We start from the raw sequence: 25967 nt of genomic DNA on the forward strand, positions 1-25967 counted from the left end.
TTCACGCCACCAGATTGCGCGGCTCGCCGCGGAGAAAAGCTTCGACGTTGGCTTTGACTTCGATCAGCAATCGTTGGCGCGCTTCCCGCGCGCTCCAGGCGGTGTGCGGTGTGACCAGCAGATTGGGCAATTCGCTGGCGGCGAGAACGATCGGATGATCCGGTGGCGGCGGTTCCTTGGAAATTACATCGAGGGCCGCCGCGGCGATTTTTTTGCTGCGCAGTGCGTCGATCAGCGCGGCTTCGTCGATCAGCGCGCCGCGGGCGGTGTTGATCAGCAATGCCGTCGGTTTCATCAGAGCGAGCGACTGCTCATTGATGAGATTTTTCGTCTCCGGCGTCAGCGGACAGTGGAGTGTGACGATGTCGGCTTGGCGCAGCAATTCGTTCACTGCCATTCGATCCGTTGCAATGGGCTCATTGGTTCCCGGTCTCGCCGCGATCAAAATCTCCATGCCGAAGCCGCGCGCCATTTGCGCCACGGCTCGGCCGATGTTGCCGTAACCGATGATGCCGAGTTTTTTGCCGGACAATTCGAGAATCGGAAATGTCAGCAGCGTGAAGACGGGACTTTTCTGCCATTCGCCTGCTATTACAGTGTTGCCATATTCTGCGGCGCGGGTCGCCAATTCTAAAATCAGTGCGAGGGTGAACTGCGCCACGGATTGCGTCGCGTAGCCCGGCACGTTGCAGACTTTGACGCCGCGCTTCGCTGCTTCCTCTTTGTCGATGATGTCGGTGCCGGTGGCGGCGACGGCGATCAGTTTCAGATCGCGCGCTTCAGGGGAGTTTAAAATCGCTTTGTCAATGACGGCCTTGTTGGTGACGGCAATCGTCTGGCCGGCGATTCGTTCGATGGTTTCGGCGGGACTGGTGACCTGATGCACCGTGCAATTCCACGCGTTGGTAAAAAGTTCCAGCGGCATGTCGCCGTAGGTGGCGGCGTCGAGAAAGACGATTCTAATCTTCGGCGCGCTCATTTCGCCAACTTTCCTTGGGCTTCAAGTATTTTTGCTTCGTCCCAGAAGCGGTCCATCTCTTCGAGGGAAGAATCGGTGAATTCTTTATTCGCGTGGCGCAATTTCGCTTCGACATGGTGGAAGCGCTGGGTGAAGCGGTCAATGGTTTGCGCCAAGACGGTTTCGGACTCGACGTCGAGAAAGCGCGCGATATTGACCATGGTGAAAAGCAGATCGCCCAGTTCTTCTCCTGTATGAGTTTTGTCGCCGGAGGCCACCGCGTCTTTGAGTTCGCGCATCTCTTCGTCGACTTTGGCCCAAACCTGATCGATGTTCGGCCACTCGAAGCCCAAGCTGGCGGCGCGCCGGGAAATCGCTTGGGCGCGCGCCAGCGCCGGCATGGCCCGCGGCACGTTGCCGAGCGCGGATTTTATTTCGCCGTTGGGCTTTTCTTTAGCCTTGAGCTGGGCGCGCTGTTTGAGCGCGGCGGCGGGATCTTCCGGCAGCGGCTCGCCGGCGAAGACGTAGGGATGACGGCGCACCAGTTTGTCGGTGAGTATGTCGATGACGTCAGCGATGGTGAAGCGGGCGGCTTCTTTGGCGATCTGAGAGTGAAAGACCACTTGCAGCAGCACGTCACCCAGTTCTTCTTTTAACTTGGTCACGTCGCCTTCGTCGATGGCGTCGAGCAATTCGTAGGTTTCTTCGAGCAAGCAAGGTTTGAGCGAGAGATGGGTTTGCTCTTTGTCCCATGGGCAGCCGTCGGCGCCGCGAAGTTGCGCCATCACATTCAATAGTTCGGTAAGTTTTTGTTCGGTGTCTCGATCGCTCACTGTTTAGCCTCCGACTTTTCCCTCCGACGGTGATGTGCTAAGTCATGGTCGATCGATTTATAACAGACTCGAAGGAGAAAACCATGCCGACGGCGATGCTCGACGGAATTGAAACTTACTATGAAACCCACGGTTCAGGCACGCCGATCTTGATGTGCGCGCCGGGGGGCTTCGACGCGACGATTGAAAAGTGGCGCGTGGCGAGCGCGTGGACCGGCATCGACGCGATTAAGACTCTCGCGGCTGAACACACGGTTATTCTCTACGACCGGCGCGAGTGCGGCCAGTCGGGCGGGCGGGTCGAACGGCTGAGTTGGGCGAGTTACACAGCCCAGGGAAAGGCGCTGCTCGATCATTTGAAAATCGACTCCGCCTTCGTCATGGGCGGCTGCATGGGCTGCTCGGTGGCCTTGGCCTTCGGCGTGCACTATCCCGAAGTCACACGCGGCTTGATCCTGCATTGGCCGGTGGGTGGCCATCGTTGGAAAGTTGGCGCCCAAGATCGGTTCCAGCGCCACTACAATTTCACCAAGCAAAACGGTCTGAGCACGGTCATCGAACGGTCGCGCGATAAGAAAAATTTCTGGCTCGACCCGGAGACTGGTCCCTGGGCTGGCTTGCTCGCGCAGGATGAAAAATTCGCTGCGGCATTCGCCCAACAAAACTTAGAGCGTTATCTCGGCCTAATTCTCACCACCGGCCGCGCCATGTTCGACCGCGACACCGCCACCGGCGCCGAGGCTGAAGAGGTGCTGGGCACCGGCGCGCCGACGTTGATTATCCCCGGCGACGATCAGTCCCACGCGACTTCGGCGGCGCATTATTTACGCGAACTTCTGCCCAAGGCGGATTTTTGGAACGTCATGCCGCCGGAGCAAACGACGCAGAAGATTTGCGCGCAGGTGCTAGAGTTTTGCCGTAAGCATGATTCAATTTTTGTGAAATCGGTTCGCTGAGGGGTGGACCGTCGCGGTAAAATTTGATAGACAAAACCCACTTCAAACTACATTCAATAATCTAAGGAGGTCCCGATGGACGTTACTAATTCTACGGTCCAACTCAATACCACTGACGGCAAGATGGACGCTTACGTGGCGCAGCCAAAGGATGGCGGCAGTTATCCCGGCGTGGTGGTGTTGCAAGAAGCTTTCGGCGTCAACGATCACATGAAGAAGGTTTCCGATCGGATCGCAGCGGAAGGCTACGTGGCGATTTGTCCGGATATTTATCATCGTGAGACCGAGCGGGTGATTCCGTTTTCCGACATGGGCAAAGCGATCGCGACTTTGCAGCGGGTGCAGGATCCCAAGGCGATGGAAGATGTCGGCGCGGCGCTCGCCCATCTAAAATCCCAGAGCAACGTCAAGGCCGGCTCTCTCGGCGTCGTCGGCTTTTGCATGGGCGGCCGGCTGACCTATCTGACCGCGGCGCACCATGCCAACGACGTCAAATGCGCGGTGCCCTACTACGGCGGCGGCATCACCATGGGCAATCCGAGCCCGCTATCGCGCACCGGTGAGATCAAGTGTCCGATGTATCTTTTTTTCGGCGCTAAGGATCAATTGATCCCGATGGATCAAGTCGGCCAGATCAACACCGAGCTGACCACCAAACAAGTTCCCTTCCAGATGAAAATTTATCCCGATGCCGGCCACGGCTTTTTCTGCGACGAGCGCGGCAGCTATAACGAAAAGGGTGCCAAGGACGCTTGGGAAAAAACCAAGTCTTTCTTCGCCCAGCATTTGAAGTAGTTTGCCTGTCGGTTGGGTTTAAGGGAGAGGAAAAGCAAAAAACTTTTCCTCTCCCTTTTTTTGTTTCTGTAAAAATTTTCCGTTACAGTAGCTTTCACCATGCCACGTAAGAACAAGCCAGACGAAATCAAGGTCGGCCTCGTGCAAATGCGTTGCGGCGCCGATCCGGCGGCCAATCTCGCTAAAGCGATCGGACGCATCGAAGCCGCGGCCAAGCGCGGCGCGAAAATTATCTGCCTGCAAGAACTGTTTCGCTCGCGCTACTTTTGCCAGAGCGAGGATGCGCGTAATTTTAAATTGGCCGAAACGATTCCCGGTCCGAGTACCGACGCGCTGGTGCAAGTGGCGCGTAAACGGAAGGTGGTTATCGTCGCTTCGTTGTTCGAGCGGCGTACCGCCGGTTTGTATCATAACACCGCGGTGGTGATCGATGCCGATGGATCGCTGGTCGGCAAGTACCGCAAGATGCATATCCCCGACGATCCGCTCTATTACGAAAAATTTTATTTTACTCCTGGAGACCTGGGCTTTCCGAGTTTTCAGACACGTTACGCCAAGATCGCCGTATTGGTCTGTTGGGATCAATGGTTTCCCGAAGGGGCGCGCTTGGCGGCGCTGGCGGGAGCGCAGATCATTTTTTATCCCACCGCCATCGGTTGGATTCCCAACGAGCCGCGCGCCGTTGCGCGCGAGCAGCGCAACGCCTGGGAGCTGATCCAACGTTCCCACGCGGTCGCCAACGGCGTGTTCGTCGCCGCGGCCAATCGCGTCGGTCGCGAAGGTAAAATAAACTTCTGGGGGCATTCCTTCGTCGCTGGACCGTTTGGCGAAATCGTCGCCAGCGCCGGCGATACGCGCGAAGAAATTCTCATCGCCAAGTGCGATCTCGCCAAGATCGAGCAGACGCGCCAGAGTTGGCCGTTTCTGCGCGACCGGCGCATCGATGCTTACAGTTTGCTGCTCACCCGCATGCTCGACCGTTAATTCGCCCCGCTTCTCATGAACGCTTCTGACTCGAATTTGGCGACACCCGCGTCGCTCGGCTACGCGATGCCGGCCGAATGGGCGCGTCATCGCGCCACTTGGCTCTCGTGGCCGACTAATTTAGAAACCTGGCCGACCTACTTGGAACAGGTGCGCGAAATTTGGCTGCGCATGATCTGCGCCTTGGCGCTTCATGAGCACGTCTATTTGTTGGTCGCCGATGAAGCGACGCAACAGCGGGTTGTCGCACTTTTGCGCGCAGCCAAGTGCGATCTCGCCAACGTCACGCTGCTAAAAATTTCCACCGTCGATGTTTGGATGCGCGACTACGGGCCGACCTTCGTGACTCGCGCTTCGGCTGACGCGCCGCTGGCGTTTAACGATTGGATCTTCAATGGTTGGGGCGGCAAGTATCCGTCCTACGAGCAAGACGAACGGGTCGCGCGGGCGATCGCCGAGCTGCTCAAAGTTCCGGTCTTCGATCATAAGGTGATTCTCGAAGGCGGTTCCATCGAGGTCAACGGCGCGGGGATTTGTCTCACCACGGAGCAGTGTTTGCTCAACCCCAATCGTAACCCGCATTTGAGCCGAGGCGAGATCGAGCAATTGTTAAAAAACTCTCTCGGCGTCGAACAGGTGATCTGGCTCGGCGAGGGAATCGTCGGCGACGACACCGACGGCCATATCGACGATATCGCCCGCTTCGTCAATCCAACCACGATTACGTGCATCGTCGAAACGAATTCCCGCGACGACAATTACGCTTTTCTGCAAGACAACTATGAGCGCTTGCAAAGCGCACGCGATGCGCGTGGCGGCAAATTCGAAATCGTCACGCTGCCTTGTCCGGCGCCGGTTTATTATGACGGCGCGCGGCTGCCGGCGAGCTACGTAAATTTCTACATCGCCAATGAAATCGTTTTGGCGCCGGTGTTTGGCGATGCCAGGGACCAAGCCGCCTTGGGAATTCTGCAAGAGCTGTTCGCCGATCGCAAAGTGATCGGGCTGCGCTGCAACGAAGTGGTCGCCGGTTTGGGCGCGATTCACTGTGTGACGCAACAGGAGCCGGCGATAAATTTCTCGCGGCCTTGACAATTTCGCCGCCGCGCCTATGCTAACCAGCTGTATGGGTCAGATCATTCAGCTCCAGGAACTGCACCAAGCCCGCCGCCGACGTTCCGAAAAAGTCAGCATGGAAAATTGTGTCGAGTTGCTCGAATGGAATCTGAAAAAAAGCATCGATAATTATTTCGGCGCGCCGCGCGAAGAGCGTTCCATGCGCGCGATACAGATTCGCAAGCTCAGCGAAATTCTCGAATCCGCCCTACGTCTTCTCTGATCGCGCCACGGTTGATCGTGGAACCATCCAACCCCCTGGTCCTGCTGCTTCTGTTATTTCTCGGTTTGATTGCGATCGGCTGGTTTTTTTTGCGCCGGCTCGAATCATTGTTGCGCAACAAGCCTGAAGATTCTTCGTTCCTATTGATGCAGCAGCAAGTCGATCAGTTGCGCTTGCAATTCAGCCAAAGTTTGGACAATAGCACGCAATCGATCCAACAGCAGTTGGGCCAGCTCCTGGGCCACGTCAATCAACGCTTGCGCGAGAACGCCGACGTGCTCAGCCAAACCCAGCAGAGCCTGGGGGAGCGGCTCGACCACGCCTCCCAAGTGGTCGGCCAAGTGCAACGCAGTCTCGGCGGTTTGGAAGAAGCCAATCGGAAGATTTATGAAGTCGGCAAAGATATCGCCTCGCTGCAGGAAATTTTACGCGCGCCCAAACTGCGCGGCGGCTTGGGCGAATATTTTCTCGAAGAATTGCTCGGCCAGATTCTGCCGCCGCAGCATTTTGCCACCCAGCATGGCTTTCGCAGCGGCGAAAAAGTTGACGCGGTGGTGAAACTCGGCGCTTCCTTGGTTCCGGTGGATGCCAAGTTTCCGCTGGAGAACTTCAAACGCATGCTCGACGCCACCGGCGACGAGGAAAAAAATCGCGCCAAGCGCCAATTTGGCGCGGATGTGAAAAAACATATCGACGCCATCGCGGCCAAGTATATTTTGCCGGACGAGGGCACTTACGATTTCGCGTTGATGTATATTCCGGCAGAAAATATTTACTACGAGACGATCATCAAAGACGATTCGCCCGACGGCAAGAGTCTGTCGCACTACGCGCTGGCCAAACATGTCATACCGGTGTCGCCGAACACGCTCTACGCTTATTTGCAGGCGATCGTGCTCGGTCTCAAGGGCATGAAGGTCGAAGAGCGCGCCAAGGAGATCCTCGAGTACTTGGGCCGATTGAACGGCGAGTTTGCCAAGTTTCGCGACGAGTTTTCGTTATTGGGCAAACATTTGGGCCATGCCCAAGCGAGTTATCAAAGCGCCGAGCGCCGCCTCGAACAGTTCGGCCAGCGGCTGGCGGCCGCCGAGGGCGAGCGCCAAGAATTGTTCGAAGCGTCTCTGCGCGCCAAGCCGCAATAGCGGCTTGCACGTTTAGTAAAGACCAACCGGGAGAGCTGATGACGTGCGCTTGAGTTTGTTTTCCCGCCTCGCGATCGGTTATCTGTCGATTCTGCTCATGGTTGCGGGTGTGAGTTCCTATGCGATCTTGATGCTGCGCCAATTCGGCGGCCTCGCCGAGTCGATTGTCAAAATCGACAACCCGATTCTCGACCATGAAAAAGCCCTCGCCGATCTGTTGCTCGGCCAAAGCCGCGCCGAGCAGAAATATGTGATCACTAAAGACGAGGTTTGGTATTTGGAATTCGTTCGTTTAAAAAATGAGTTCCAAGCGCAGCTGGCGCGGGCGAGCGCTTTAGGCGATGCTGGCACGACCGCTAGTCTCGCCGCGATTGCCGCGGATCATCGCCGTTATGTCGAAGTGGTCGACGGCGAAGCACGCTATTTGCGGCTTCGAACGAGCTACGCTCAGGCGCGTCTTAAAGCCGATAAGGATGCGCTGGTGGACGGCATGCTGACGAGCTTCGAGAACTTGCGCACCGACCGGCAGCGAGCGGTGGTCGCCAAGGTCGCCAATCTCGCTAGTGCCGCCGCGCGTGCGCGCAAGATATCGATGACGATTACGCTCGGCTGCTTGATCGCGATTTTACTTTTATCACTGCTGATCACCCGCAGTATCACCGTGCCCATCGGCTTGCTCAAGAATAAGACCAGGGAAATCGCCGAAGGTCATTTTGGCGTCAATGTTGAAGTGCGCTCACCGCCGGAAATTCGCGAACTGGCCCAGGCGCTCAATTCCATGAGTGAAAAGTTGGCGGCGCTGGACCGCATGAAGGCGGATTTTTTCGCCTCCATGTCGCACGAGTTGCGCACGCCGCTGACTTCGATCAAGGAAGGCACGGGGCTCCTCTTAGAGGGCATCGGCGGGCCGATCAGCGATAAACAGCGCCGCTTGCTCGATATCCTCGCCGAAGAGAGCCAGCGGCTGATCAATCTGGTCAATTCGTTGCTCGACTTATCGAAGATGGAAGCCGGTATGATGCGCTACGAGTTCGAGGTCGGCGCGGTGGAGCCGTTGATCAAACGCGCCATCGCCGAGATCGCGCCGCTGCTGGAGGCCAAGCAGATCCAAATCGAAAGCCATTTGGCGGCGGCGCTGCCGACGGTGCGCCTGGATCCCGAGCGGCTACTTCAGGTGCTGCGCAATTTGTTGGGCAACGCGGTCAAGTTTACGCCCCATGGCGGCGCCGTGAGCGTGAGCGCGGAATGCTCAAGCGCGGGGCTGGAGATTGCCGTGAAAGATTCCGGCATGGGAATTCCTCAAGAGAACTTGCAATCGATATTCGAAAAATTTAATCAAGGGAATCAGCTGAACGGACAGTCTCGGCATGGCACAGAGCTTGGATTAGCGATCACGAAGAGTATTATTTTATCCCATGGTGGAAAAGTATGGGCGGAAAGCCAATTAGGCCAAGGCAGCAGGTTTATTTTTATCTTGCCCTGCTGACATTTTTTGGCGCGTGCAGTGTGGTCGACGATCTCGACCGCCAGCGCCAAATGCAGGATGGGCTGGTATTGCTGCAACAAGGCGAGTTTGACGGCTCGTTGAAGGTTTTCGAAACCGTGGCGGCATCGTCCCAGGACCGGCCACCGGCGGATGCGGCGAACTATCACATCGGTTTGGTGCTGGCCCATCCGCAAAATCCGAAACGTGACCGGTTGAAAGCGATGGGCGCATTTGGCCGCGTGGTGGCGCGTTTCCCGGAGAGTTCTTGGGCGGAGCAATCGAGGATTTGGATCAGCGTGCTGAACGAAGCGGAAGAGTCGAAACAGGAGATCGAAAGATCGAAGCAGCTGGTCGAAAAGTCGCGCCAGGAGGCGGAGCGCAGCCGCCTCGCGGTGGAAAAATCCAAACAGGAGATCGAACGAACCAAACAGATCATTGAGAAGTCGCGCCAAGTGGATATCGAGATCGAACAGAAACGGCGCGACCGGGTGAAGTAAACCATACCGTCGGCGGTCAGGCACCGCCAAACCATCGCCGCGAACCAAAGAGCTGGGCGCCTGCTGGCTTACTGCCAAAAGAAACAACTATGTCGAAGGGCCACATCCTCGTGGTCGATGACAATCCCAATCTGCTCGAGCTGATCAAGATGCGGCTCGAAGCGGCGGATTATAGTGTGACCGCCACCGGTGAAGAGGCCGGCGCGCTGAACTTGCTGAAAGACGAAATTTTCGATCTGTGCATCTTCGATTTGATGCTCGCGAACGGCGACGGTCTGACCTTGATGGAGCAGATGCACAGCATCCGCCCCGACGTGCCGGCGATCATTCTCACCGCCCATGGCAGTATCGAAAGCGCCGTGGAGGCGATGCGCCGGGGCGCCTATAGTTATTTGACCAAACCTTTCGAACCGGTGGATCTGTTGTTGCAAATCGACCGGGCGCTGGAAAACCGCAACCTCAATTTCGAGATCAAGCGGCTCAAAGAGATTTTGCACGAGCGCTATGACTTCGCCAATATCATTTCGCACAGCGGTAAAATGCGCGCGACTTTGGACGTGGTGACGCGCATCGCGGCGCTCGATTCGACGGTGTACCTGCACGGCGAAAGCGGCACGGGCAAGGAGTTGATCGCCAAGGCGATACATCTCGCCAGCGGGCGTAAGGACCGGCCGTTCGTCGCGCTCAATTGCGCCGCGCTGCCCGAGACGCTGCTCGAGAGCGAGCTGTTCGGCCATCAGAAGGGTGCGTTTACCGGCGCCATCAAAAGCACCAAGGGCATGTTCACCCAGGCCCATGGCGGGACGTTGTTTCTCGACGAGATCGGCGACATGCCGCTGGCGACCCAGTCGAAATTCCTGCGCGTCTTGCAGGAACGGCAATTCTATCCGGTGGGCAGCGATGTGCCGGTGGCGGTGGACGTGCGAGTGCTTGTCGCCACCAACAAGGATCTCGTCGATCTGGTGAAAAAAGGTTCGTTCCGCGACGATCTATTTTATCGGATTCACGTCATCCCGATTCATATGCCGCCGCTGCGCGAGCGTAAGGAAGACATCGTGCCGTTGGTCGAATATTTTCTCAAAAAATGTTGCCGGCAAATGAAAAAAGAGGTCAAAGGTTTGACCGCCGAGGCCCTGCGTAAGCTGATGCTTCACGATTGGCCGGGCAATGTCCGCGAGTTGGAGAACACCATCGAGTTCGCGGTGGCGATGACGCGCCAGGAAATGATCACCGAAGAATATATTCTGCAAGACAAGGCGCTGCCTCATGAAACGGCGCTTGGCGGCTCTCGAAAAAATATCGCCACGGCTGGAGCGCCCACGCGGTCGCTCAAAGATGCGCGCGATGCCTTCGAGCGCGACTATCTCGCCCAAGTGCTCGCGTTGACCGAAGGTAACGTCAGCCACGCGGCCAAGCTCGCCGGCAAGTATCGTGCCGATTTTTACGATCTGCTCAAAAAGCACGATCTCAAAGCTGACGAGTTTAAAAAACCCAAGCCAGCGTGAGTTCTTCTTCGGTTTCAAAGACTCGGTGGCGTCATTTCCAGTCTGTCTGAAGGCTTTACACCTTCATTCGATTTCGATTCTTCCCGCGACAAAAAAGAATAGCCTGATATTTCAACGACCAATTTCCAACGCGCTTCGGTCGGCTCTGTGAACTGTGATTTGCTGTTAAGTCGACACGGGATTCAATAGCTTTGCCACGACTAAGCGTACGAGTGTGTTGATCGTCGATGACGACACCCGATTAGCCGACACGTTTGCGGCGGCGTTGCGCGGCGCGGGATTCGACGTCCACACAGCGGGCAACGGCGTGCATGGTTATTCGAGCTATTTTCGCAATCCTACCGACTGGGTGATCACCGACATCGAGATGGGAGAACTCGACGGCTTGGAAATGATGCGCTGCATTCGCGCCATCAATCCCGTGGTCAAGACGATTTACATGAGCGCGGCGGCGGATAAGTACGCGCCGGCGCTGAGCGCCGAGGCGCGCCAGTTCGGCGTCAAGGTTTTGCGTAAACCCTTTGGCTGGAAGCATCTGGTCGAGCAGATCACCGGTTAGTCGCACGCGGCTTCTCGGCTCCTACGTAAAAGTCCTCCACAACTGTACGGCATTACCTTCGCTCCCGGATCCAATCAGGGTCAAGAACTCGCGTGGAATATACAGGACTACCAAGACGGGCCGGGGCCGGCGGTGGAACGGAAATTGGAATGTACCCAGCCATGACTGTGCAGGTAATGGCGGCGAAGGATCGAGCGGTTGGCCAAAAGGCGGGAGAGTTGAGGCGAATCATGCCGAGTGCGAATGCTGCCGATGGATCGAATGGGTGGGCGGCCTTCCCTGGGCTTTGGGAGCGCGCCAATCTAGTCCGGGCTTTTCTCTGGCACCAACAATATTCCAACCCGCAGGCGTTGCTCAATCAATTTCTCGTCCGCTTGCGCCGTTTTTACTCGGTCGATTTTTGTTTTGGCGGGCTGTTGACCGAAGCCGGCGAATTGGTCGACGCCGCGGTGCCGCTCGCGGGGCTCGATCGCTTGCCCACCGACTTCGCCCGCCGCTGTCTCGATCTGGTCGCCCATTCGCGCGCGCCGGTCACTTGGAATGAAGTCAATGCTGAGTTCGGGTTTCACAATCTAGTGCTGGCGCCGATCGTGCCGCCGTTGGGCGCGCCGCTCGGTTTTTTGATGCTCGGCCACGGCCAGAGGCGCGGCTATTCGGCGGCGGATCTGTTCGCGCTCCAGTCTCTCGCCAGCGAATTGAGTTGGGCAGCGCGGGAAGTGCAAGGCAAAGTGAATCATCATCACGAGACCGCCGAGTTGTCGAACAGTGTGAAAAAAACCTTGCAGTTGATCAACAGTTCTACCGGGTTGATTCGGCAGAATCTTGGCGCCGCGCTGAGCCGGGAACAAGAAAGGTTTTTCATCAACATCGAAGCCGGCATCGACGAGCTGCTTGCAAGGTTGAATCGATTGCCTGAGGTGCTCGAAGCCGACGAGAATGATTTTGCCTTAGCGAACGCACCGGCGGCCGAAAGCGCCGACGCGGAGGATGAACCTCAATGAAGAAACTTGACTATTTAGCAGGAGGAGATGGTATGAAAAATGTTTCCGAAAAAAGTGTTAAGTATCTGATCGGCGCCGGCCTCGCCGGCGCATTGCTGTTGACCCAAGGTTGTTTGGCGACCCGGGAATGGGTGCAGGAGCGTATGGATCCGCTCACCGGCCGGGTAACCCAAACCGAAGGCCGGCTCGATCAAGCGGAAGGGCAGCTCGGCAGCCTCGGTGGCCGCGTCAGCGGCGTTGAAGGCCGCTTGGGCCAGTTCGAAGGCCGGCTCGGCCAGGTGGATGCCAAAGCCGACCGAGCGCTCAACGCCATCGGTAACCTGCGCCTGGAGCGCAAGCTCGTCATCGATATGAAAGACGGCGCCAACTTCGCATTCAACTCGGCGAATCTGCCCAAGGAAGCGCAGCGCGAGATCGATAGTTTTCTGAGCGACTTCAATGGCGAGTCCGCGGGCGCCGATGGCATGGTTTTCATGATCGCCGGTCATACCGACAACGTCGGCGCCGAGGATTTCAACTATGAATTGGGTAAGAAGCGCGCCGATGCCGTCAGCCGTTATCTGATTACTAAGAAGAGCGTCGATCCGTTGCGCGTGGTGTCGGTGTCCTACGGCGAAAGCGCACCGGTGGAAAACAACAGCACGATCCAGGGCCGGGCGAAAAATCGCCGGGTGGAAATTCTCGTCTATCGCGATGGCATTACGTCGACGCCTGCCGCGGCTGCGGCGCCGGCAGCGCCGCGCAGTTCGCAGCGCCAGGGCGCCGAGGATCGCATCTCGCAACGTTAGTCTTATCGCTGAACTGAGGAGTTGTTCGGGAAAAGGCGGAGCCATGGGGTCTCCGCTTTTTTTTGTGGCGCGAATGGTTTGGTTTGCAAGCAAATCATCGATTTGGAATCGGATGATCCGTGAAGGATGCAAAACAAGTCTGAGGTCGGGGCGAAAGATTTTTCGCCCCGACAATTATTGGTACAACTTGTCGATGTAGCCGCTGTCGTCGAGCTCGCGCACGAAGTGAGTGTTCCACAGCGCTAGCGGATTGTAGCCGGCGATTTCCGGATCGCGGCGCACCGCCAGGGCGAAAACATTGGCGATCGCTCCGAGATTGGGGTAGGGCTTGCGTTCCAACGACTGCGCCCATTCGTCGTAGAGGGTTTCGACTTCTTGGTCCGATTGCAGCTTCAAGATCGGCGTGGCGTGTTCCTTGAGAATTTCCAGCGTCTGCTGTTTCTCGGTGACGAAGAAATGCATCGCGTCGACCAGCCCTTTGGTCAATTGTCGCACTTCCTGGGGATGGCTGTTGACCCAGCTGGTGGTGGTGGTGAGGGTGACGCCGCGGATCATCGGTATGGCGCGCGCTTCGATCACCTTGGCGCCGGCCTTGGCGGCGCGGCTGTCGTGCGGGATCGTCACGAAGGTGCCGTCGTATTCGCCGCTCAAAACTTTTTTCCAGCGGTCCTCCGACGAGCCGCGCAGTTCGAATAATTGGATATCGCCGCGGTCGACGTCCAACCCTTCTTGCTTCAGATACAGCCAAATGTTCAAGCCGGCGTGGGAACTCAACTTATCGGCGACGACTTTTTTGCCTTTCAAATCTTGCACCGAGCCAATCTCCGGCCGGACGATCAATTTATTTTCCGTCCAATTATTGGTCGGTTGCGCCAAGTGCACGAAGTCCTCGCCGTTCTTGGCGTTGCGCACGTAGAGATTGTGGTGATTGCCGGAAATCAGATCGACATGGCCGGCCTTGAGCGACTCGACGGCTTTTTCCCGCACCAGCTGGGGCGAAGTGTCGACGTCGAGACCGTTCTTATTCCAGCAACCGGATTTATTCGCCACCAGCCATAACGGTGCGTGTGAGTTGGAGCGGTAAATAATGCGCAGTTTTTTATTTGCCATGGGAACTCCTGTGATCGAATTGGGAATTGGCGACGACTACTTCATATCATCGCTGGGAACGAATTTGCCAGCGCCGCGCTTAGCTGCGCAGGCGGATGCCGAGCCACATGGTGATGGCGGCGAAAATGATGATCAACCAGTTGGCGCTTTTGAGCCGGCTTAATATCGATGCCAGCTGTTCCGGTTTGATCTCGTCGCCGCCTTCGACGCGGCGAACGAAGCGGTGGCCGATGCCGAGCGCTTGGTAGACGCTGAAGTTGACCAGCAGGAAGGCAAAAATCAATTTCACGCCGAGGTTGTAGCCTAATTGCTTGATAAAATTTTCCCGATAGGCGGCTTTGAGTTCGGTGAGCTGAAATGCGCCGGTGAAAAGAATGATGCCGAGGGAGCCCACTTGCAGGGGATTGTAAAATTTCAGCCCGCGGGCGAGAAAGCGGACTTTCTCGTCGTGAGTTTCAAGAATCGCCACCGACGGCAGCAGCATCAGCCAAAAGCCGAAGACCGCGCCGAGATAAACGATCAGGGCGATCAAGTGGAGCCAGGAATAGAGCATGGGGATGAGAGATCAACCCCAGGTAAAGCTCGAACCCTTCTTGTAGGGTTTGCCGGCGGCGTCGTACTGGTCGCCGATGGTGTCCAAGGCTTGGCGAATTTTTTCCAGATCGCGCCGCTGGCGGTCTTCGAACGCTTCCGCTTCGGCGGTGCGCTTGGCGATAAATTCCGCCCGCTCCCGTTCGCGCCGCTCGGCGAAGTGGCTCTGATCCTTATCCCATTTTTCGTAGGCGTCTTTGAGCAGGGTGCGAATCTGATAATTTAAATTATCGCGCACGAAGGTCGACTTGTGGCAGTGCGGGCAAAAGAGCACGTTGCCGATCATGAAATTTTTGACGTTGAGATCATGGACCTTGTCGCACTTGTAGCAGCGCATTGGAATGTTCCATGAGTCGATGGCCGGCAGCTCGACGTAGTTGACATCGGCTTCGGCAAAGTCGCTCGCCGCGCCGCCGGTCGCGGGCGCGCTGGCTTCGCTGGTGGCGGCCGGTGCTCCCGCTGTGGCCGCCGGTTTTTCGGCGGCGCCGGCTTTGGCTTGCTCTTTGCGGAAGCGCGATTCGAAGCTGTCGCCGAAATTGGTTTCCGGATGGATCACCCGGGCGCGGGCGATCAGCGCTTCTTCGCTTTCGATATTGTTCGGATCGGTGATGCAGACGTCCACCGGGCAGACCGCGGCGCAGGCTTCGTAGTCGTGAAAGCCGACGCATTCGGTGCAGAGCTTGGCATCGATGACAAAGATCGGATCGCCCTGGGTGATGGCGTTGTTCGGGCACTCGGGCTCGCAGGCGCCGCAGTTGATACAATCGTTGGCGATCATCGTGGCCATGAAACCGATCCTCCTAGGCTCTAGACTGAATTAAAACGGGTGTGAAAACGTTATGATTCTAGATGAAATTCTAGATTGTTGCAAATTCCGCGGCTCAAATTTGATGCTTGAAACCGTCAGCGCAGCACGGCTGCAATCGAGAATCGGAGCTTTGGCCGCAAAAAACGCAAAGGGCGCAAATAAAAAATTGAATTCCTAACTTGACGCCTTTGCGCCCCTTCGACAGTGCTCAGGGCATAATTTGCGGGAGAAATATTCGAATCCGACAGTGTTATGGATTCCACGTCTCCGGCTCCCCCTGTGGCGCCCCTTGGCCGGCCGATCAATGTGGGCTATGATTCGCTTCATGCGCAATTTCATTCCGACCCTTTGCCGTCGAGTTTCGCTCTGCTCTTTGACTCTCATCGCATTGTCGATCGCCGGCGGCAACGCGTCTGGCGCGGACAGCTTGAAAAAACTTAGATTGGCCTACGCCGGTTGGGAGATCGGCACGGCGGTGGCTTATATCGGCGTTGACGGCGGACTGTTCAAACAGCACGGCATTGAAATCGAAGAACTGCCGATCCGCGACACTTTTTCCGCCGGCGCACAGTCGTTGTTGGGTGTCGATGTGCTGATCGGTTTCGGCAATCCGCTGGCGGTGCTCCAGCCCATCGCCAATGGCGCCGATCTGGCGCTAGTCGGCACTCATGTGAGCTTCGATCAATACGGTATGGGCGTGGTCTCGCCGATCAACGATGTGAAAGAATTGAAAGGCAAAAAGATCGCCGTCTCGGCGCTCGGTGGGCGCTCGGATTTGATCGCGCGGGTGATCTTGCGGCGCGCCGGATTGGACCCGGCTAAGGATGTCGAGTTGGTGGCGGCGGGGTTGGCTCCGGCCCGGGCCGCGGCGTTGACGAAAAATCTCGTCCAGGGCGCGCCCTTCGGCCAGGAGCTGGTCGCCGAGGCGCAGAAAATCGGCATCAAAGTCCTCGACGTGAAATCGGTGCCGATGGTCACCGATCTGCTGTTGACCACCCGTTCGCTGATCAAACGCGACGAAGACGCCATGCGCCGCTTCATGCGCGGCTACGCCGCCGCGATCCAATTCTTCGTTACCAAGCGCGGCGAAAGCGTGGCGATCTTGAAAAAATACTTTCCCGGCACCCAAGGTTTGAGCGTCGACGCCATGTATGACGCGTTCTCGGCGCAACTGCGGCCGCTGCCGGAACTCAACAAGGAAGCGCTCCAGGCGCTGGTCGATGTCAGCGCCAGCGCCGATCCCAAAGCCGCCAAGTTGAAGCCCAGCGATATCATCGAGCCGCGTTATTTTGACGAGCTTAAGAACAGCAAGTTTCTCAAGGACCTCTACACCGAGAAGGTGAGTTTGTAGCTGAATTTGGTTTCGAGTCTCGGTCCGCGGGGCTTCTTTCGAGTTCGCTCCCGTCTCAAGATTTTTCATCGTTGCTAACTTTTGCCGCGCGGCTGGCCTGTGTGTGGAACTTTCGCCCGCCTTCTGCTATGCACCAGAAAAGAAAACTAATCGGAGGAAACTATGAGACTTAAAGATCAGATCGCCATCGTCACCGGCGCCGGCCGCAACATTGGCGAAGATATCAGCAAATTGTTTGTCGCCGAAGGTGCGAAAGTTGCCGTGGTCGATATGGACCCAGGGCGGGGCAGCACGGTGGCGGCGGAGATCAACGCGAAAAATCCGGGCAAAGCGATTTCAGTCGTGTGCGATTGCGCCAACGCGGCGTCGGTCAATAGCATGGTTGAGACTGTGGTGAAGACATTCGGCGGTGTCGACATTTTGGTCAACAACGCGGCCTGGACCGATCACAAGACGCTCTTCGACATCACTGACGAAGAATGGGACCGTACCATGAACGTGTGCATGCGCAGCGTTTGGTACTGCACCCGCGCGGCGGCCAAGGTGATGATCGATCAAAAGCGCAAGGGGCGCATCGTCAACATCGCTTCCACTTCGGGCCACTGGGGCAGAAAAGAAGCGACGGCCTACACCACGGCGAAAGCCGGTGTGCTCAATTTGACGCGTTCCATCGCTGTGCAATTGGCGCCGGAGGGGATTCGCGTCAATTCGGTCTCGCCCAACCGCATCGGTTCGCCGGTGGGCCAACAAGACGTCCCGGAAAATCGCTTCGTGAAAAATCTCGCCGGCCGGCGCGGCGTGCCGATGGACATCGCCAAAGCGGTGGTGTTCATGGTCTCCGACGAGTCGGAGTTTATTTACGCGATCGATCTACCGGTGGACGGCGGCGCGCTGGCGATCCGCGATTGAATTAACTCACATCGACAATGACAATCGCGCCGCGCCGTCACTCGCCAATGACGGCGCGGCGCGATTGTGAAAAGTTACCGAAGAAACTGTAAATGCCTACATATCTGTAAGATTAGTTGTCAATTCGCTGCCTTCTCATTTCGCCGCAAGAACAGTTCGAACTCCCTGTTTTCGAAAAGAAAAAATCCGACCGGTCGGCGCCTCTCGATGGCCGCAGATTTTGTGTAACTTTTGTTATCAAAATTTTTCTACTCGATTGTTCCACATTGTTCGTAAGTGCTTGAATTTTTTAGCGTTGGATTTTTGGCGTCATTGTTGCTTAGTTTCGACAATGAATCGCAATCTTTGGTGAAACAAAGGAACACTCTTATGAACTCCAAAACCACAAAAGGTCTCCTAGCGACATTAGTTTTGTGCTGTCGTTAACCGTTCTGCCACTTCATTCAGCTTGGGCTATAAAAACACTTGCAGATTGTCCCGTTGGGGCTCCCAGTGACACCATCAACCACAGTCAGACCACGTTAGGTTTTGAAACACTCTTGGTCTGCCCGTTCGATGGCAACGACGGCGGGCATCATTTCATCACGCGGACATATAAAATCACTAACAACACGAACAAAGCTTGGAGCGGGTACATATTCGATGTCGATCTCGACGGCACGAGTTCGTTGGGATTCAGCTTCGGCTGGGATGCCGGCTATCCCACCAGTCTTGCGCCAACAGGCTCGGTGAGTTTTAACAATGATCTTGCCCGCGTGACCTTTAGCTCGCCCTTGCTTGTCAGTCAGACTCTTATGATTGACCTCGTATTCGGCGAATATAATAGCGGCACTGCAACGGTTCGAGGTGCGGCAATTCCTGAGCCTTCGGCAATTTTGTTGATCCTCGCCGGTTTCGCCTTTCTAGCATCGCAACGATTTCGCTGGCGCGACTCGCTGATGACTGCGCGGATAGGTCGGTAACCTTGCCGTTGCAGTTGGCTCCTTCCCGACGTTGACAGATTCCAACAGCATCATATAGGGTCCTTTTCACCGAGGACCCTATATGACCATTGCTTCTGAAGACTCACGCATTGATTTGCGTAGCCAAGCGCTAAACGATCCAATCCAGCCGGACGCTACGCTACGCTCGACACCCGATACCGTTCTCTGGGGTTACATCGCAGCGAATTTACCGCCGGCCTTGACGATCAAGTCGGGTCAGGTTGTCGAGATCGAAGCGTTGTCACATCAAGGGCTCACGACTAACAAAGATCCGGAAAAATTTTTCGCCGGCTATGGCATTCCCGGCAATGAAGTTCTCGCCGACGCGAAGAATATTTACGCCGAGGTGAAGCGGCCCAAGGGCGCCGCCGTGCATATTCTCACCGGGCCGATTTACATCGAGGGCGCGGAGCCGGGTGACACGCTGGAAGTGCGTGTGCGCGACATCAAGTTTCGTGTGCCCTACGGCGTCAACAATACCGGTCCTGGCAAAGGCGTGTTGCCACAGCTCCTCAAAGAAGCGACGGCGAAATTGATCCGCATCGATCTGGAACGGCGCGTGGTATTGTTCTCGGACGATATTCAGATACCGCTCAATCCTTTCATGGGCATCATGGCGGTGTCGCCGCCGACAAGTTTAGGAATGGTTTCATCGACGCCGCCGGGCGTCTGGGGCGGCAACATCGATCTCAAATACACCGGCATCGGTTCTTCTTTATTTCTTCCGGTGTTCAACAAGGGCGGACAGTTTTTCACCGGCGACGGCCACGCCGTGCAGGGCGACGGAGAGGTCGACGGCGGCGCGATAGAAATCTCGCTCAAGCCGACGCTGCAATTCATCGTCCACAAGGGCAAGACGATCAAGCAACCGCGGGTGGAAACCGCGACGGATTACTTGACCACCGGGCTTGACGTCGATTTGAACGTCGCCACCCGAATCGCCATGCAAGAAGCCGTCGACTTTCTTCAGGAAGAAAAAGGGCTGAGCGCGGCCGACGCTTACGCGCTGTCGAGTTTGGCTGTGGATTTGGGCATCGGCGAAGCGGTCGATATCGTCAATCTGGTTTACGCCAAGATTCCCAAGAATATTTTCAAGTCCAATCCGGAATTTTGGCACAAGTAGTAAGACAGAGACCGAGAAAGCGTGAATGGGATGGTTCCGTAGCCTTGCGTTGCGAGTTTCAGGTCGCTAGTTCTGATCAATTATGAATCGGAGCTTAATTTTTTATGCTCAAGCGGCGGGTAATTCAGATCATCGCAGTTCTTATCGGTTTGATCCCCGCATGTGCGATCTCGTCCCAAGGTCTGTCGCGCGAGTCGCTACGTCTTTCGTCGATGGTAAATGATCTCCCGTCAGCACTACGGTCCGATTACACGAAAGACCTTGAAAAACGGTTAAGGCGTTTCAATGAAAAAAGCGGTTATGCGATCGTCATTGTGATGATACCGAGTGGCGAGGATGAACAAATCAGCGAATTGATCTCCCAGTTTTTCGCTACAAATCGATTGGAACAGTGGAGTTCGGCTGGGACAGCCCTTGTCCTAATGACCGTGCAAGAGGGTTGGGTCATAGTGGAGCCGAGTCCAAAAATAGAAAAAAAGTTTTTGACGACATGGGCCGCCGAGAGAATTGACGGCATTTCTGAGCAGGAATCGAAAAACCGGGAAATTGCGCTTGAACGACGGTTGCAAGCGTTGATCGAGATTTTGAATCCTTGGTTTTATGAATTGGATCCACCGTCTGCGCCCGCAGACTTTGCATTTTATCGTTCGCCCACTGCCGAAATAATTCTTTTCCCACTGGCGCCGTTTATTGGTTTAATGGTTGGTGCGGCGTTGATGGCATTTACATCCGCGGGACAGCTTCAAGCGAACGGCAGATTCTTAGTGGGTGGTTTTGTTGGAGGCCTTGTTACGGTACTCATCGTGTTTCTGGTTAGGCAGCGCGGAGGAATTGTGCCGGGTATGCTGTATTACAGCGCGAGTATTAGCTTTGTAGTCGCCGCGTTGGTAGGAGCCTTAAGACCGTTTTGGTTTAGAGAAACAATTCGTGGAAGAAAGCCTGGAGAAAAAATGCATCCACCTTTCTATGGCAGAGGCTAATTGTTGGAGAAGAGGACGTTGGATTGATCGGACCGGCCGGCCGCGGGCGGCCCCTACGGCGGATGGCTGCGCGAGATTATTATGATGAGATTATCGTGCCGAAGTGATATTCGTTGGCGCGGCGATTCAAACTAACAGAATATAGTGACGAGGTATCAATTGTGAAAAAGTATTGTCGAAAGATCCTTGGGGCGGGCTTTCTTCTGGCGGGAGCCTTCGTTGACGCGTCTTTCGCGGCGACCACTGCTGAAGTCGTCGGTCGTCTCCAGAAGACGCCCGATGCCCAACGCCAAACTTTGCTCGAAGACGAGGCGAAGAAAGAAGGCGCCTTCTCATTTTATGGCACCATGTCGACGGATCATTCGACTCGATTGCTCTCGGCGTTTCGCGCGCGCTATCCGTTTCTCAAGATCAATCACTATCGCTCCGGGTCGACGGCGCTGCTCAGCAAGATTCTCACCGAGACCCGCGGCGGGCGATACGAGTTCGACGTCGTCGATCAGGAGCCGGGTAGTATCTATGAGATGGCGCGTTTGGGCTTGATCGAAAAGTATCTTTCGCCGAACCGGCGCTTCGTCCGCGAAGAGATGATGGACAAGGAAGGTTTTTGGACCGGCGGTTATCATGTCGTGGTGGTGACGGCGTTTAACACCAAGCTGGTGAAGAAAGATGAAGTTCCGAAGAGCTACGACGATCTGCTCCATCCGCGCTGGAAGGGCAAAATGGTGCTCGACACCCAGGACGCCGACTGGTTTCACACGCTGTTGGAATATTATGGCGAGGAAAAAGGGCTGGGTTTCATGAAACGGTTGGCGCAGCTGCAGCCGGAAATGCGCACGGGCCACACCTTGGCGTCGCAGCTGATGGCGGCGGGCGAATATAGCCTTTCGCCGATTCTCTACGGCTACCGCGTGGCGCAGATGAATGTCGAGGGCGCGCCCATCGACTTCGCGATGATCGATCCGGTGATCAGCAAGCCGCGCATGTCGGCGCTGGCCAAACAGGCGCAGCATCCGCACGCGGCGATTCTCTTTCTCGATTGGTTGATCGGCCCAGAAGCGCAAACGATCATCGCCCAGGAGTTCGGCCGCGGCCCGACGCGCAAAGGTGTCAAGTCGAAATACGCGCGCCTCGATCATCCAAAATATTTAGTCGTGCCGGCGGAAAATTTAGCGCCGATGTACAAGAAGCGATTGGAACAGTACCAGCAGACGTTTGGGTTTAGGTGAAGTCGAGCGGAAGAAGTTGGATTGTTCAACGCAGTTTTTTGTTCTTGCCAAGGCTTTCGAGGAACCGCACGGGCGTCATAATAGTAATATCGCGGAAGGTTGCTAAAGATAAAAGATCTTTGTCGCCGGAGACTATGACTCTGGATTTGCCCGCTACCGCGCATTCAATGAACTTGTTATCCGAAGGGTCGCGCCTGATAACACTGAAGCGTTGTCTCGGTCTAACGATCTGAACGTAGGGAAGCACTTCTTCTGCGATCAAACTTTTGATCTCCGCCGCCGTCAAGTGAAATTTTGGATAGGCGAGCACTCGGATGTACTCGTCGAGAATGTCCTTAGAAAGCAGCGGAGTGATTTCGCCGGATTGCCAAAGCGCGGTAAGTTCTGAAGTGCGGCCGGAAAACAGCAGAGCGGAGATTATGACATTTGTATCGAGAACGACTCGCATTTAGCGGCTTCGTGCCCAGCGAATGGCCTTTGTCACATCACGTTCGGTCAAACCGAGTTGTCTCATTTTTGCTCGGACTTTACCCAGCTTCGTTGTGGGAGCGCCGTAGCGCATAGGCTTCAAGACAATGTTTCCGCCTTGAAGGCGGACTTCAAAATAGTCCGCCCGGAGTATTTCATTTACGGCGGAACTAGGTATCGCGATTTGATTTCTGATCGCTTTTTTAGCGAGCATTTTCTATTCTCCCTCAAGTAAGTTTGCATTTCTCCAGGATCGGGTCAACCACGAAGTAATTCAATCACGGAGTTGAGTCGAATATCGAGTTAGGCTGACAAATTAAACTTACCTTTTGGGTGGACCCCCTCTCATCGATCGCCAATGGCTTCCAACCCGCTCTTTGTGATGGCATTCGCGGCTTCTGATGACGCGAGAAATTTTATCACCGAGTGCGCCAGGTCCGAATCGCTACTGCTTGCAGCGACGCCGGCGGAGAATACCGAAACTTTCTGCACCTCCGGCGGCAGCGGTGTTACATGATCGATTCCCGGCACCGGAAGCAGTTCGCTCATCTGTTGGAAGCCGAGTTCCGCCTCGCCGCGCGCGACCACGGCGCCGACTCGTTCGCCGCCGCCGATGAGGCGGCTTTTACTTAACGCTTGATCGGCGATGCCCAAGCGTTGATACAGTTCGGCGGTGAGATATTGGCCGCTCACGCTGGCGGAATACGCGATGGATTTCGCTTCCAGCAGCGTGCGCTTCAGCGCTTCGACTGTGCTGATGTCCGGTTTCGGTGTGCCAGCCCGCACCGCCATGCCAATTGCCGAGCGGGCGACGGGCGTATAAGTTTCAGCCAAGACCAAGCCGTCTTGGATAAACTCGCGCAGCACCGCATCGGCGACGATGACAATGTCCACGGATTCACCACTTTTTAAGCGATTCGGGATCGACATCTCTCCCGTCCCGATCGATGTCGCTAATGTGACGACTTTTTTCTTGGTGAGATGTTCCAGCTGCGGAATCAGTTCAAGATAGGCGGCGGTAAAGGCGCCTGAGGTCATAACTTTGAATTCGTTTGTCGTGGTGGCCATGGTAAATCCAATGGGATATCAGTCTAGCTTTACGCTTCCCAGTATTTGTCTTTTTTCAACTGTTCAACGACGTAGGTTTTCGGATCTCTGCTCAGGGGAATCTTCGTCGCGATGCAGGCGACGTGGCGCACGTCGGTTTGTTCGGCGGTGCGGATGATGTGCGGCGGTTCCTTGCCGGCGGCGACGGCGCGGGCGGCGTTCAACAAAAATTTTCGCACGGCGATGACGGTCATGTCGCTGACGCCCAAGTGTTCTTGGGAGCGGTCGTAAATCGGCCCCATGGTTTCGGTGGCGCAGGCGTCGTGGTTTAAAAAGATCGGGCCCATGCCGGTGAAGTTCTCCCGCTTTTGTTTTTCGCGGTCGATGAGATAGTCGTTGCGAAAATTGCGTATTTTAATAAAGTCGGGGCCGATCTCTTCGTCGTGCTGCCGTTCTTCCGGCTCGATGGAACGGTTGCGGCGGAAGTGGATGTTGTAGCGCATGCTGTGGGTGTCATCGACCGGTACGTGCGAGTGGATCGTGTAGCCTTCCGGATTGCCTTTGATGCCGCCGGTGGGGATGAAACCGTGGCAGGGCATGACGATGTTCGACACGCGCAAGTAAACCGAGTCCGGGCCGACTTTGCGGCAGGACAACATGCGGATACCATAATCCATCTCGATGCCTTCCAACGTCGGCGCGGTGTCGGCGGCGTAGAGATCGCCATCGCCGCCGCCGCGCGGCCGGTCGCCGGTGAAAGATCGGTGCAAGAACGACAGATGCGACGAGTCGCATTCGCCTTCGAGACCTTGCAGCCAACTACAGTCTTGGATCGAGCGGGTGACGTAAAGATTTTCCGGCGCCAGGGTCATCCACTCGTAGTTGGGCAAGAGCGGCTGCTTGTCCGGCGCGCCCATGTAGGCCCAGATCATGCCGCCGGCTTCCTTGCACGGATAGGCGACCTGGCGGACTTTATTTTTTAGCGTGCTGTCAGCGGGCTCCGCCGGAGTGTCGAGAACTTTGCCGTCGATGTCGTATTTCCAACCATGGTAAATGCAGCGCAGGCCGCACTCTTCGTTTCTGCCGAAAAATAATGACGTGCCGCGGTGGGCGCAATGTTCTTCGAGCAAGGCGATGCAGCCTTGCGTGTCGCGAAAGGCGACTAGATCCTCACCGAGCAAGCGCACGCGCACCGGTGGGCAATCGGGTTCGGGAATTTCGCTGGCGAGCAGCGCCGGAATCCAGTAGCTGCGCATCAGTTGGCCCATCGGTCTATCCGGGCTCACGAGCGTTAGCATGTCATTTTCTTCGCGTGGCAGCATGGCTTGTTCCTCTTTGAGATAGAATATGTCGCTCAGCCAATTTTAAATTCTCCCGGCGCGATTTCAACGATGCGGTTTTTCACCGGGTCGCGGATCGTGCCGATGGGGTCTTTGCCGGCGGCGATGGCGTCCATGGAATCTTTGTAAAGCTTGCGCAGCATGATCACGCCTTTGTCCGATACGCCGAGATGTTCGATGCTGCGGTCGCAAAGCACGCCCTGGCTTTCCTGCGCGGCGCGGTCTTGGTCGCCGCGCGCGAGATAACCGGTCGCTTCGTCGTAACGGTATTGGCCGGGCGTGGTTTCGACCACGCCTTTCTCGGCGTTATCCGCAGGGATCGTGCCGGTCGGTTTACCGTCGACGATCGGCGCGAAGTAGACCGTGAAATGCATCGTATGCGTGTCGTCGGCGGGAACGCGCCAACGCAGCGCTTCGTAGCCGGGATGATTGGCCGCCATGCCGCAGGGATGGCTTTCTGGCACGTGGTAGCCGGTTTTGTTCATGGTCGGCATGATGAAGTAGCTAAGCGTCTGATAGCGCTCGCCACCGCCGCTGCGCGCGAAGGTGTCGCGGATGCCATAATCGAAATATTCTGAATTCAAAACTGGATCGGTCCACTTCTTGGTGTTCGGCGTGCGGTGCAGCCATTTAAAATGATGCTGATCGACGGTGTTCTCGACCATCTGTAAAAAATTGCAGCTGGCGATGCGCCCTTGCAGGGAGCGAATTCCATCTTCGCGCACGAGCACGTCATAGCGCGGCAATAGCGGCGCCGGCTCCGGGCCGAGATAGGCGAAGATCACGCCGGCCAGCGCTTCGACTTTGTAGGAGGGCTGGCGCACTTTGTCCTTGAAGTTGGCTTCCGGCGGCTCGGTGGGCTGCTCCAAGCAGCGTCCGTTCACATCGAACAGCCAGCCGTGATAGCAGCAGCGAAGGCCGCCGTCTTCGATGTAGCCCAAGTGCAACGAGGTGCCGCGGTGCGGACAGCGGGCGCCGATGAGGCCGAGCTGGCCGTTCTCGTCGCGGAACAAAACTAAATCTTCGCCGAGCAGCTTGCGCCGCACCGGTTTGCCTTTAAGCTCGGCGGTGAAACCGACGGGATGCCAGTAGCGGCGCATCATGATGCCGCACGGCGTGCCGGGGCCGACGCGGGTCAGGTCGTCATTTTCTTGGGGCGTGAGCGCCATTTAAATTTCTCCTGCC

Annotated in this window: 28 protein-coding genes; 18 read left to right on the forward strand and 10 right to left on the reverse strand. The window is 56.3% G+C overall.

All coding sequences use genetic code 11. The features are described from left to right. Position 1: 1 nt before the first annotated feature. Both EXR70_07905 and EXR70_07910 read right to left on the reverse strand, forming a co-directional pair. The gene (locus EXR70_07905; GenBank protein MSP38398.1) at positions 2-979 is read right to left on the reverse strand and encodes a D-2-hydroxyacid dehydrogenase; all 978 of its coding nucleotides are present in this window, start codon (positions 977-979) and stop codon (positions 2-4) included. Further along, complete coding sequence (locus EXR70_07910) at positions 976-1743, reverse strand: nucleoside triphosphate pyrophosphohydrolase (GenBank protein MSP38399.1); 768 nt, start codon at positions 1741-1743, stop codon at positions 976-978. Before EXR70_07910 ends, EXR70_07905 begins: the two co-directional genes overlap by 4 nt. Positions 1744-1835: 92 nt before the next feature. Here EXR70_07910 and EXR70_07915 point away from each other — a divergent pair, with 92 nt between their 5' ends. The 12 genes from EXR70_07915 (at position 1836) to EXR70_07970 (ending at position 12843) form a co-directional block, all read left to right on the forward strand. Next, positions 1836-2747 (forward strand): alpha/beta hydrolase, encoded by a 912-nt coding sequence (locus EXR70_07915; GenBank protein MSP38400.1) that lies wholly within the window; start codon positions 1836-1838, stop codon positions 2745-2747. A gap of 75 nt (positions 2748-2822) precedes the next feature. Beyond that, on the forward strand, positions 2823-3542 hold the full coding sequence (locus tag EXR70_07920; GenBank protein MSP38401.1) for a dienelactone hydrolase family protein: 720 nt from the start codon (positions 2823-2825) through the stop codon (positions 3540-3542). 99 nt (positions 3543-3641) lie between these two features. Then, a complete protein-coding gene (locus EXR70_07925; protein MSP38402.1) occupies positions 3642-4526 on the forward strand; it encodes a carbon-nitrogen hydrolase in 885 nt (294 codons plus the stop codon). Positions 4527-4592: 66 nt separating this feature from the next. After that, positions 4593-5618: an agmatine deiminase family protein gene (locus EXR70_07930; GenBank protein MSP38403.1), complete on the forward strand. Its 1026-nt coding sequence runs from the start codon at positions 4593-4595 to the stop codon at positions 5616-5618. Between the two features lie 19 nt (positions 5619-5637). Next, positions 5638-5865, forward strand: coding sequence for a hypothetical protein (locus tag EXR70_07935; GenBank protein ID MSP38404.1), 228 nt, complete (start codon positions 5638-5640; stop codon positions 5863-5865). 17 nt (positions 5866-5882) lie between these two features. Continuing rightward, positions 5883-7007, forward strand: coding sequence for a DNA recombination protein RmuC (locus EXR70_07940; protein MSP38405.1), 1125 nt, complete (start codon positions 5883-5885; stop codon positions 7005-7007). Between the two features lie 43 nt (positions 7008-7050). Next, positions 7051-8493, forward strand: coding sequence for a HAMP domain-containing histidine kinase (locus EXR70_07945; protein MSP38406.1), 1443 nt, complete (start codon positions 7051-7053; stop codon positions 8491-8493). Beyond that, the gene (locus EXR70_07950) at positions 8436-8990 is read left to right on the forward strand and encodes a hypothetical protein (protein ID MSP38407.1); all 555 of its coding nucleotides are present in this window, start codon (positions 8436-8438) and stop codon (positions 8988-8990) included. The genes EXR70_07945 and EXR70_07950 overlap by 58 nt, the downstream gene beginning before the upstream one ends. An 89-nt stretch (positions 8991-9079) precedes the next feature. Beyond that, on the forward strand, positions 9080-10495 hold the full coding sequence (locus tag EXR70_07955) for a sigma-54-dependent Fis family transcriptional regulator (protein MSP38408.1): 1416 nt from the start codon (positions 9080-9082) through the stop codon (positions 10493-10495). A 214-nt stretch (positions 10496-10709) separates the two neighbouring features. Then, positions 10710-11054 (forward strand): response regulator, encoded by a 345-nt coding sequence (locus EXR70_07960; GenBank protein ID MSP38409.1) that lies wholly within the window; start codon positions 10710-10712, stop codon positions 11052-11054. A 230-nt stretch (positions 11055-11284) separates the two neighbouring features. Continuing rightward, positions 11285-12055, forward strand: coding sequence for a GAF domain-containing protein (locus tag EXR70_07965; GenBank protein MSP38410.1), 771 nt, complete (start codon positions 11285-11287; stop codon positions 12053-12055). Beyond that, positions 12052-12843: an OmpA family protein gene (locus EXR70_07970; protein MSP38411.1), complete on the forward strand. Its 792-nt coding sequence runs from the start codon at positions 12052-12054 to the stop codon at positions 12841-12843. Before EXR70_07965 ends, EXR70_07970 begins: the two co-directional genes overlap by 4 nt. Positions 12844-13017: 174 nt before the next feature. On the opposite strand, the gene EXR70_07975 is transcribed toward EXR70_07970, so the two are convergent. From EXR70_07975 to EXR70_07985, 3 genes are all read right to left on the reverse strand, one after another. Continuing rightward, positions 13018-13953 carry a hypothetical protein gene (locus tag EXR70_07975; GenBank protein MSP38412.1) on the reverse strand — a complete coding sequence of 312 codons (936 nt, stop codon included), beginning with the start codon at positions 13951-13953 and terminating at the stop codon, positions 13018-13020. A gap of 79 nt (positions 13954-14032) precedes the next feature. Further along, positions 14033-14506, reverse strand: a complete 474-nt coding sequence (locus EXR70_07980) for a hypothetical protein (GenBank protein ID MSP38413.1) — start codon at positions 14504-14506, stop codon at positions 14033-14035. 12 nt (positions 14507-14518) lie between these two features. Further along, positions 14519-15331, reverse strand: coding sequence for a YfhL family 4Fe-4S dicluster ferredoxin (locus EXR70_07985; protein MSP38414.1), 813 nt, complete (start codon positions 15329-15331; stop codon positions 14519-14521). Between the two features lie 325 nt (positions 15332-15656). On the opposite strand from EXR70_07985, the gene EXR70_07990 reads away from it, so the two are divergent. The 6 genes from EXR70_07990 to EXR70_08015 all read left to right on the forward strand — a co-directional run bounded on the left by EXR70_07990 (position 15657) and on the right by EXR70_08015 (position 21927). Beyond that, positions 15657-16703: an ABC transporter substrate-binding protein gene (locus tag EXR70_07990; GenBank protein MSP38415.1), complete on the forward strand. Its 1047-nt coding sequence runs from the start codon at positions 15657-15659 to the stop codon at positions 16701-16703. A gap of 162 nt (positions 16704-16865) precedes the next feature. Next, the gene (locus tag EXR70_07995) at positions 16866-17612 is read left to right on the forward strand and encodes an SDR family oxidoreductase (GenBank protein ID MSP38416.1); all 747 of its coding nucleotides are present in this window, start codon (positions 16866-16868) and stop codon (positions 17610-17612) included. 413 nt (positions 17613-18025) lie between these two features. Further along, positions 18026-18574: a hypothetical protein gene (locus tag EXR70_08000; protein ID MSP38417.1), complete on the forward strand. Its 549-nt coding sequence runs from the start codon at positions 18026-18028 to the stop codon at positions 18572-18574. An 82-nt stretch (positions 18575-18656) separates the two neighbouring features. Beyond that, a complete protein-coding gene (locus EXR70_08005) occupies positions 18657-19718 on the forward strand; it encodes an acetamidase (protein ID MSP38418.1) in 1062 nt (353 codons plus the stop codon). Between the two features lie 104 nt (positions 19719-19822). Further along, on the forward strand, positions 19823-20698 hold the full coding sequence (locus EXR70_08010) for a TPM domain-containing protein (GenBank protein MSP38419.1): 876 nt from the start codon (positions 19823-19825) through the stop codon (positions 20696-20698). A 161-nt stretch (positions 20699-20859) separates the two neighbouring features. Beyond that, positions 20860-21927 carry an extracellular solute-binding protein gene (locus EXR70_08015; protein MSP38420.1) on the forward strand — a complete coding sequence of 356 codons (1068 nt, stop codon included), beginning with the start codon at positions 20860-20862 and terminating at the stop codon, positions 21925-21927. Positions 21928-21952: 25 nt separating this feature from the next. Here the strand turns inward: EXR70_08015 and EXR70_08020 are convergent, their stop codons facing one another. From EXR70_08020 to EXR70_08040, 5 genes are all read right to left on the reverse strand, one after another. Further along, positions 21953-22375, reverse strand: coding sequence for a putative toxin-antitoxin system toxin component, PIN family (locus tag EXR70_08020; protein ID MSP38421.1), 423 nt, complete (start codon positions 22373-22375; stop codon positions 21953-21955). Next, the gene (locus EXR70_08025; GenBank protein ID MSP38422.1) at positions 22376-22609 is read right to left on the reverse strand and encodes an AbrB/MazE/SpoVT family DNA-binding domain-containing protein; all 234 of its coding nucleotides are present in this window, start codon (positions 22607-22609) and stop codon (positions 22376-22378) included. It abuts the gene before it with no gap. Positions 22610-22740: 131 nt separating this feature from the next. Next, the gene (locus tag EXR70_08030; protein ID MSP38423.1) at positions 22741-23463 is read right to left on the reverse strand and encodes an ABC transporter substrate-binding protein; all 723 of its coding nucleotides are present in this window, start codon (positions 23461-23463) and stop codon (positions 22741-22743) included. A gap of 29 nt (positions 23464-23492) precedes the next feature. Beyond that, positions 23493-24764 carry an aromatic ring-hydroxylating dioxygenase subunit alpha gene (locus tag EXR70_08035; protein ID MSP38424.1) on the reverse strand — a complete coding sequence of 424 codons (1272 nt, stop codon included), beginning with the start codon at positions 24762-24764 and terminating at the stop codon, positions 23493-23495. Positions 24765-24796: 32 nt separating this feature from the next. Next, positions 24797-25951 (reverse strand): hypothetical protein, encoded by a 1155-nt coding sequence (locus tag EXR70_08040; protein ID MSP38425.1) that lies wholly within the window; start codon positions 25949-25951, stop codon positions 24797-24799. Between the last annotated feature and the right edge of the window lie 16 nt (positions 25952-25967).

The organism is Deltaproteobacteria bacterium (assembly GCA_009692615.1).
In the GTDB taxonomy this organism is placed as follows: Bacteria; Desulfobacterota; Binatia; order UBA9968; family UBA9968; genus DP-20.